Here is an 8,483-nt window from a genome sequence, read left to right on the forward strand (position 1 = left end):
CGCGATGATGGCTTCGGCGCGCGCGAGATTTTCCAGCAGGCGCTGGCTGGTCAAGACAAGGAAGTAATAGCCGAACTGCGGGTTCTGGAAGTAGATTTCAAGCAGCTTTTCATAGCTGATCGTCAGGACATGGCCATCCTCGATACATTCGATCGTCGCGGTCCGGCGGTTGTCGGGCGTGAGAAAGCCAAGCTCGCCCATCAGACGCCCCGGCGGAAGTTCGACGTTGATCTCGATGACCCGGAATTTTCCGGTAACGGTCAGCAGCATTTCGTTGGCTGCGTCACCCTTCCTCATCAGGATATCGCCCTTGCGATACTTACGGTCGGTCATGAACGGCTTGAGCCACTCCATCGACATGTCGCCCTGTGTCGCGGTGCGCGCCTTCTTCACGAGAGCGAGCATTTGACGGAGACGGTAGGCATTGATGGGAATCATCAGGAGATAAAGAAAAAAGGTCGTGACGGCTCCGGTGAGCGCACCGAAGATGGCGAAGAATGCGCAGCCGATCATGTTCGCGACCCGCAGCGGCACCATCGTGTGCGTCAGCAATGTGGCGACAAAGAAGATCGCTCCGACCAGGGCGAACATATTGGCAAGCGTGATGTTGTGCAGAAAGATTTCCAGCAGGCGGTTGAAGATGGCGTCCCAGGTCACGTTGTTCGGATCGAGACCCATTTGGACCAGAATCTTCGCGAACCTGAGGTTGTCGGTTGCTGCATCGAGAATGCGGTCCAGCATGATTGACATATCTCCATTGGAGCCGGTGAGGCCAGTTTACCGGAAGTAGCCTTATCGCAGTGCGACAAACTTGGCCGCCCGACTTCCGAAGTGGGAACTACGGTGACGCTGCACAGAACTTGCGGCTGGTGGGGGCCATTTGACTAGCGAGCCGCCGCCGGCAAAGAAACTCGCCCCTCACAACCACGGCGCCGCCTTGTCCAGCGCGATCGGCGCTTCGACGTCGAGCCGCGGGCGGATCACCGCCGCCTGATCACCCTTGACCAGGACCTCCGGTACCAGCGGCCGCGTGTTGTAGGTGCCGGCCTGCACAGCGCCGTAGGCGCCGGAGGTCATGATCGCCAGCAGATCGCCTGGCTCCGGCAGGGCGCAGTCGAGCGCGAGATCATCGCCGCTCTCGCGGACCGGGCCGACCACGTCGGCGATCATCTGCGGCGTACCGGCTGCGGGCTGCACCACCGGGATGATGTCGTGATGGGCCTCATAGAGCGTCGCGCGGATCAGATCGCTCATCGCGGCATCGATGATGACGAAGTTCTTGGCCTCGCCGTGCTTCACATAGATCACCCTGGTAACCAGGATGCCGGCATTGCCGGCGATCACCTGCCCCGGCACGAACAGAAAGGCCCGGAATCACGACTCGCCGTCAACTCGCGATGTCGACCCTATCCTCCGCGTCTTCCCAGTCCTGCCAATCCACCTTGTTGATCTTAAGGTAACTTGAGACGGCCGCTCCGATGGTCGGAAAGAAGTAGGCCTCGCCAAGCTGAGCGTGCAAGCCGAAGCGCTTCAGCTTGTCTTTCACGGGATCCTTGAGCTCGGCAAAGCAAAGTTCAATACCGCGCGCGTGGAGCGTCTGGTCCAGTTCGGCAACGAGATCGCATGCCGTGACATCCACGCTTGTGACCGGTTCGGCGGCGACGACCAGCCAGCGCACTTGCGTCGGTGATTTTGCCACCGCGTCCAGAATGCGCTCCCGGAAAAATTCGGCGTTGGCAAAGAACAGCGGCGCATCCCAGCGAAACAGCACGAGCCCGGGGATCAAGCGGGCATCAGGATATCGCTTGATGTCGTGAAAGCCCCTGACGCCGCGAGCCCGGCCCATGACGGCGGAGTGAGGACGCCAGCCGTCCCACAGAAACTCCAGAACGGCCACCACGATGGCGAGACCGATACCCGGTATGGCGCCCAGCACGGCGACGCCGACGAAGCAGAGCACCGTCAACCAGAACTCCCAGCGCTGGATCCGATAGATCCGCTTGAGATCGCCGATCTCGATCAGGCCAATCGCGGCTGCGATGACCACGGCTGCCAATGCGGAATTCGGCAGATGCTGCAGAAGGGTTGGCGCGACCATGAGAAGGAAGGCGATGGCGAATGCGCCGACGACGCTCGTCAGCTGCGTATGGGCGCCGGCAGCTTCAGCGACGGGCGTGCGCGAGGAACTGCTGCTGATAGGAAAACCCTGAAAAAATCCGGTGGCCAGGTTGGCGGCGCCGAGCCCCACCATCTCCTGGTTGGGATCGACCTTATCGCCGAGCCGCGCCGCATAGGTCCGTGACAGCACGCTGGTGTCGGCAAACGAGATCATGGCGATGGCGCAACCGCCGGCCAGCACGGAAGCCAAATCGCCGTAACCGATCCAGGGAATGGAGAAGGCCGGCAGCCCCTGAGGGAGAGGCCCCAGCACCTTGACGCCATACTTCGCGCCGAGATCGAGTGCGGCCACAACAAGGGTCGCTCCGACGACGGCAATCAGGATTCCCGGCACCCGCTTGTTGTTCTTGAGCGCCAGGATGACGACCAACGTGGCGAGCCCGATGACGAATGCGACCCAGTTTGTTTTGCCTTCGCTGATCCCACCGGCGATCGCCCACACATCCCGCAATGGTCCTTCGCTCTGGATCGAGAACCCGAGCAGCTTCGGCACCTGGCTGATCAGAACGGTCAACGCGATGCCGTTCATGTAGCCGTATCTTATCGGCTTGGAGAGCAGCTCAGTGACAAAGCCCAACCGAGCGATACCCGCGAGAATAAGCACGGTCCCTGAAACGAGGGCCATCGCCGCCGCAAGCGTGACCGCCCGAACGGAATCGCCATGAGCCAAGGGGGCAACAACCCCGAGAATGACGGCCGCCAAAGCCGAGTCTGGTCCGAGAACAATGATGCGGCTCGGGCCGAAGATCGCGTAGACAAGAAGCGGCACGATCGTTGCGTAGAGGCCGAAGATGCCCGGCAGGCCCGATGCCACCGCATAAGCAATTCCGACCGGGACCAGCATGGTCGCCAGCACGAGACCCGCGAACACATCACTTGGAAGCCACGCACCCTGATAGTGGCGGAGCGTATCGATCCCTGGCAACCAACGAATCCAACGGCTCACTGGGCTTACTCCCGCGGAAGGACCCAACTGCGGCTGTCCTTGTCATACGCCGGAGTTGCCAGGCCCAAGAGCCCATGGTGCGCAGCCCAGCTTGAGTTCTTCGATTTACATCGAAGGCGCGCCTCAGTCTTGGACCTGTTGACGTAGATCAAACGCTTCCCGATGGCCGTCCTCAACGTCTGGTCAGCTGCTCGGAGTAGACCGAAGTGCCGATCGGCAGGCGACGACGCCGCATTTTGACCCGAGCGGCCCCGGAGCTGGCTGCCATCTTTCACAGCGTCGGGAGCCGTTGATCTAGGTCAAGGGAGGTGGAACTTGGCCCATTACCCCCTCCAAAATTGGCCGGGAGGGCTGATCATGTCCATCAACCGTCGTCAAACGCTTGCGGCGCTGACCGCCGCGGTTTCGTCTCTCGCGATTTGCCACGCTGCACGCGCCGAGTTTGATGGTCCCATTGTTCGAGCGTTGGAGGGTGGCGACGATTTCTGGCTCGCCCAGGATGCCTACATCTACGGATATCCGCTCGTGACAATGGAGATGACCCGCCGGGTCATGACAAACGTCGCGACAGTGGAAGGCACGCGCGGGCCGATGGGGCAGTTCGTCAAGCTCCGCAAGTATCCCGATGCCACCTTCAAGGACGTCACGGCACCCAATGCCGATACCCTCTACACCACAGCCTGGATCGACGTGGGGGACGAGCCTTGGGTCTTGAGCATGCCGGACATGAAGGACCGCTACTTCCTTTTTCCGATGCTCGACGGCTGGACCAACGTCTTCCAGGTGCCTGGCAAGCGCACGACCGGCACCAAAGCGCAAATCTACGCGATCACCGGACCGGGCTGGAAGGGAACGCTTCCCGCCGGGGTCAAGGAGTACAAATCTCCCACAAGCATCGTCTGGATTTTGGGCCGCATCTACTGCACTGGTACGCCGGAAGACTATGCAGCCGTGCACGCGGCGCAGGACGAGTTCAAGCTCGCGCCTCTCAGCGCCTACGGCAAATCGTATGTGCCCCCGGCCGGCGAGGTCGATGCTTCGATCGACATGAAGACGGCGGTTCGGGATCAGGTCAACCGCTTGGACGCTGCCGCCTACTTCGCCCTTCTTGCACAACTGATGAAGCGCAACCCGCCCGCGCCCGCCGACGCGGCCGAGGTCGCCAAATTCGCGAAAATCGGCCTCGTCCCCGGCAAGGACTTTGATGCGGGCCAATTCGACCCCGCGTTCGCAAAGCGGGTCCCGCAGGTGGCCTTCGACCGGATCATGCTGCAGTTCAAGGTCAACAAGGCGATCCGCAACATGAACGGCTGGGCCTTCGATGGCGAAGCGGGAGTCTATGGCACCAACTATCTCAACCGTGCTCTTGTCACGGCAATCGGCCTTGGCGCCAATCGCATTCAGGATGCGTGTTATCCGACGTCGCAGAAGGACGCCGACGGCAAAGACTACGTTGGCAGCAACAAATACGTCATGCGTTTTCCAAAGGGCCAGCTTCCCCCGGTCGGAGGCTTTTGGTCGCTTACGATGTATGACGAAAACTACTTCTTCGTCGCCAACCCAATCAACCGCCAGTCGATCAGCGCCCGGCAGAACCTCAAATCAAATCCGGACGGCTCGGTCGAACTCTACATCCAGAAGGACAGTCCAGGCCCCGACAAGGAGAGCAACTGGCTGCCAGCGCCTGCGGGCAAGTTTGTCCTGATGTTGCGCATGTATTGGCCGAACGAGAAGTCACCGTCGATCATCAATGGGACCTGGAAGCCGCCCGCTGTACGCAAGGTGACAAGCAGCTAGCGAAAGGTCGCATTGACCCGGCGCTCCATGGACGGAGATAGGTGATGCTGCTTCCCGATACTCCGTCGGTCGAACAACTCTCGCAGGTGATCGTTCAGGTCACCGCCCCTTCTTTCATCCTCGGGGCTGTTGCCGGGTTCGTCTCTCTGCTGATCTCGCGCATGAACCGGGTGACCGATCGGATACAAGCGCTCGATGCTCTCCCGAATGGCGATGGTGCCAAAACAAGACTCAAGAGGGACATGCCCCGGCTGAGGCGCCGTGCCCACTTGCTGAATCGGGCGATCCTGTTCTCCGGAATAAGTGCGATACTAACGTGCCTGCTCGTGATCGTGGCGTTCATCAGTGCCTACTATCAGGTCAGGCACGAATACGGCGTCGCGCTGCTTTTTGTTGTAGCCCTGAGTTTCTTCACCGCAGCGCTGATAAATCTCGTCCGTGAAACAAGTATTTCCGTGCACGAGTACGATCCGGATAGCTAGGGTGGCCGAAGCAAGCGTAGCCCGCATAAGCGTCAGCGACATGCGGGAGCAGGACCCGGATGTCGCTTCGCTCATCCGGGCTACGCTTGCTAGGCCCCAGGTTTTGGGATTGTCCTCAATTTGAGCCGGGCACGGGGATCAAGTCCAATTCGCGGCAGATGCCCGTCCAACCGCACTTGGGGCACTCGACGGCGGCCAACTCATCAAAATCTTCCTGATACTTGATCTCCACGTTGCGACATTTCGGACAGCACGCCAAACCTGAGCCAAGTCGCTGGACAATTCTTTGCCAAGCCATCGGATTGGTCTTTTCGCATCTTGATTGAGGCTGGCTCAATTGGCAGCCTCTTTCATTCGAATGTCAATTCTTAACCCGTCTGCGACTCCGGAGACACGGCTTGGTTGCCCCATTCGGACTCCCGCGCTGGCAGCTATTGAGCTTCGACATAGCGGATGATGCTCTGATTCTGAACGTTTGCGATCAGTTCATCTGCGCGGGACAAAAGCCGGCGGAGCAAGGGCGACGAATTTGCCTGGTTGTAGCCCAAGGCCAGATCCACCGTTGGAGTCCCCCCATCCAGCGCTCTGGCAACAACGTTGGGCGCCAGCATGTTTTGCGCATAGAGCGGAACGAGGCTGATTCCGCCCGTGGACGCGACGAGCGACATGGCCGACGATATGTTCTCGCCTTCGTATTTGGGCTTGAGGGCGATGCCAACCCTTGATGCATAGTCCTCTATGACAGCTTGCAATACCGGGGAGGTTCTTGCCGAACTGACGTAGATTTCCCGGGCAAGATCTTGCGGCCGAATCTTCTTGCGCGATGCCAAACGATGGTCAGCCGGCAGCACGGCGATCAAAGGCTCCTTCGCCAGCATCTTGTAGACGAGACCCGCACTGTCTTTCTCAGGCCGAAGGAAGGCCACGTCCAACCTTCCTCGCATCAACGCAAGCGCGAGCTCTGGGGAGGATTGAGTACTCAGCGTGACTTCGACCTCCGGCGCTTCCTCGCGGAGGATGCGCAACAGGTGAGGCAGCCACATGACCTCCAATCCAACCAGGAACCCCATGGAAAGGACGGGTCGTTGCGGTTGGGCCGTCCGCCGGGCGCCATCCGTCGCTGCCTCGACCTGTAACAACGCCAGCCGTGCGTGATCGAGAAACACGCGTCCGGCAGGGGTGAGCGCCACGCCGCGCGCCTGGCGCTCTAATAGCTGAACGCCGACTTCGGATTCCAGATCGCGGATCTGTCGGCTCAAGGACGGCTGCGAGGTGTTCAGTCGCCGCTGGGCAGCGGTCAACAAGCTGCCCTCCTCCACGACGGCAATGAAATAGCGCAAATGACGAAGTTCCATTCGTCCTCTTATATCTTCAAAGCATAGCTCGAAACGTACAAGGTATTAGTCATCGGCAGAAGAGGAATTTACCGTCAGGCCGTTTCAGCGCAGATGGAGCGTCTCGATGTCCACGATCACGACGACGGATGGCGTAAAAATCTTCTACAAGGACTGGGGCTCAGGCCAGCCGATCGTTTTCAGCCACGGCTGGCCGCTGACGGCGGACGACTGGGACGCCCAGATGATGTTCTTCCTTCACCACGGCTACCGGGTGATCGCCCACGACCGGCGCGGCCACGGCCGCTCCGACCAGCCCGGCACCGGCAACGACATGGACACCTGGGCTGCCGACCTCGCGGACCTGACCAAGCACCTCGACCTGCGCGACGCGATCCACATCGGTCACTCCACAGGTTGCGGTGAGGTGGCTCGCTATGTCGCCCGCCACCAGGAGCGCGTCGCGAAGGCGGTACTGGTCGCTTCCCTGACGCCGAACATGTACCGGAGCGAGGAAAACCCGTCCGGTCAGGCGCCGGAGTGGTTCGAAGGGGTTCGTGCGGGCATGCTGGGCAACCGGTCGCAGTTCTATCGGTTCGTCCCTGAGAACCCGTTCTACGGCTACAACCTCGACGGGGCCAAGCCTTCGGAGGCGATCATTGCGAACTGGTGGCGTCAGGGCATGGCCGGTGGCGCCCTGGCTCACTACGCGACTGTCGACTCTTGGTTGGAAGATTACACCGAAGACCTCAAGAAGATCACCGTGCCGGTGCTGATTATGCATGGCGAGGCCGATCAAATCGTCCCCTTCGCAAGTACTGTGCCGCGTGCGGTCAACCTGCTCAAGAACGGGTCGCTGAAGACCTATCCCGGCTACCCCCATGGCATGCTCACCACGCATGCGGATGTCCTCAACCCCGACCTGCTCTCGTTCATCAGGTCTTGACGACGTCTCTCATCCATTATCGCCTATGGTAGACATTTAGGGCTGTATATATTGAGGAGGGTTCGGGTTTCGCCGTAGTGACGAAGGAACGAACAAGAAGCTCAAACCCTCCTCGAAAATTCATCGGCCAAAACCCCTGTCGATGACAGCCGGGGCTGCATTGATAGCACCGAGACTCTGAACCAAAGAGCGATCAAAGCGCCGCGGAAATCAACTTGCCACACGCGGGCTCAGCACGGATAGCACGCACGTCCTCACAGCCAAGGCGCCGGCGTGTCCATCGCGATCAGCGCGTCGACATCGATCCGCGGCCGGATCACCGCGGCCTGATCACCCTTGACCAGCACCTCCGGTACCAGCGGCCGCGTGTTGTAGGTGCCGGCCTGCACGGCGCCGTAGGCGCCGGAGGTCATGATCGCCAGCAGATCGCCAGGCTTCGGCTCCGGCAAGGCGCGGTCGAGCGCGAGATAATCGCCGCTCTCGCAGACCGGACCGACCACGTCGGCGATCATCTGCGGCGTACCGGCTGCGGGCTGCACCACCGGGATGATGTCGTGATGCGCTTCATAGAGCGTCGGGCGGATCAGATCGTTCATCGCGGCATCGATGATGACGAAGTTCTTGGCCTCACCATGCTTCACATAGATCACGCGCGCGACCAGGATGCCGGCATTGCCGACGATCAGGCGCCCCGGCTCGAACAGCAAGGTGCAGCCGAGATTGTGGGTAATGCGCTTGACCATCGCGGCATAAACATCCGGCTCCGGCGGCGCGCCGCGGTCCAGGTGATAGGGGATGCC

6 protein-coding genes and 2 pseudogenes are annotated in these 8,483 nt (G+C 60.6%); 3 read left to right on the top strand and 5 right to left on the bottom strand.

Annotation, left to right across the window (positions count from 1 at the left end):
* From BRAS3843_RS35920 to sulP, 3 genes and pseudogenes are all read right to left on the bottom strand, one after another.
* A partial coding sequence (locus BRAS3843_RS35920) for a cyclic nucleotide-binding domain-containing protein (RefSeq protein ID WP_035983947.1) occupies window positions 1–750 on the bottom strand: 750 nt, incomplete at its 3' end.
* A 168-nt stretch (window positions 751–918) separates the two neighbouring features.
* Window positions 919–1,362: pseudogene (locus BRAS3843_RS35925) on the bottom strand (diaminopimelate decarboxylase); the annotation flags it as partial.
* 25 nt (window positions 1,363–1,387) lie between these two features.
* Window positions 1,388–3,112 (bottom strand): sulfate permease, encoded by a 1,725-nt coding sequence (gene sulP / locus BRAS3843_RS35930; protein ID WP_244425560.1) that lies wholly within the window; start codon window positions 3,110–3,112, stop codon window positions 1,388–1,390.
* 369 nt (window positions 3,113–3,481) lie between these two features.
* On the opposite strand from sulP, the gene BRAS3843_RS35935 reads away from it, so the two are divergent.
* Together BRAS3843_RS35935 and BRAS3843_RS35940 are read left to right on the top strand one after the other, a co-directional pair.
* Entirely contained in the window at window positions 3,482–4,921 is a 1,440-nt protein-coding gene (locus BRAS3843_RS35935; RefSeq protein WP_035983949.1) for a DUF1254 domain-containing protein, read from the top strand.
* Window positions 4,922–4,965: 44 nt separating this feature from the next.
* Entirely contained in the window at window positions 4,966–5,403 is a 438-nt protein-coding gene (locus BRAS3843_RS35940; protein WP_008974189.1) for a DUF2721 domain-containing protein, read from the top strand.
* Between the two features lie 431 nt (window positions 5,404–5,834).
* Here BRAS3843_RS35940 and BRAS3843_RS35945 read toward each other — a convergent pair whose 3' ends face one another.
* Entirely contained in the window at window positions 5,835–6,758 is a 924-nt protein-coding gene (locus tag BRAS3843_RS35945; protein ID WP_008974191.1) for a LysR substrate-binding domain-containing protein, read from the bottom strand.
* 106 nt (window positions 6,759–6,864) lie between these two features.
* On the opposite strand from BRAS3843_RS35945, the gene BRAS3843_RS35950 reads away from it, so the two are divergent.
* The gene (locus tag BRAS3843_RS35950) at window positions 6,865–7,683 is read left to right on the top strand and encodes an alpha/beta hydrolase (protein WP_008974192.1); all 819 of its coding nucleotides are present in this window, start codon (window positions 6,865–6,867) and stop codon (window positions 7,681–7,683) included.
* 254 nt (window positions 7,684–7,937) lie between these two features.
* Here the strand turns inward: BRAS3843_RS35950 and BRAS3843_RS35955 are convergent.
* Window positions 7,938–8,483 (bottom strand): annotated as a pseudogene (locus BRAS3843_RS35955) (diaminopimelate decarboxylase); the annotation flags it as partial.

Origin of the sequence: Bradyrhizobium sp. STM 3843 (genome assembly GCF_000239815.1) — a bacterium.
GTDB lineage: Bacteria > Pseudomonadota > Alphaproteobacteria > Rhizobiales > Xanthobacteraceae > Bradyrhizobium.